This window comes from Bartonella capreoli (assembly GCF_902813205.1).
GTDB classification, from domain to species: domain Bacteria; phylum Pseudomonadota; class Alphaproteobacteria; order Rhizobiales; family Rhizobiaceae; genus Bartonella; species Bartonella schoenbuchensis.
In genome coordinates this window covers 1-405 of sequence record NZ_CADDZX010000321.1, presented here as the reverse complement: position 1 = coordinate 405, position 405 = coordinate 1, and the positions used below count along the sequence as shown (strand labels likewise).

At 36.3% G+C, this 405-nt stretch carries 1 pseudogene; it reads left to right on the top strand.

Annotated elements, in window-relative coordinates:
• Positions 1 to 405 (top strand): annotated as a pseudogene (locus J7R05_RS08615) (argininosuccinate lyase); the annotation flags it as partial.

Sequence of the window (405 nt, the reverse complement as noted above, 5' to 3'; positions counted from 1 at the left end):
TTTATTGGTTTTTTAACCGTAATGAAGAGACTACCTCTCGCTTATTGAATATGCAGGAAGATAAAACTTTTGTTTTTGATGTGGCTTTGGTTTTGGAATTATTGGCTGGCAGCAATGACGGGGATCCTTGGTGATTTGGAAGTAAATAAAAAAGTTATGATATAAGCAGCAGATTCTGGTTATGCGATAGAAACAGATCTAGTTGATTGGCTTGTACGCAAATTGGGGCCTTTCTTTCGTGAGGCTCATCATATTACTGGATGCATTGTGACATTGGCAGAAAAAGAGAAATGTCGTCCTAATAATTTGTCATTGGCTGAATTTCAACGATCCATCCTGATATCAATGCAGCTGCTTTTGATGTTTTAACAGTTGAAAAATCAGTTGAAAGTCGTAAAATTTTTG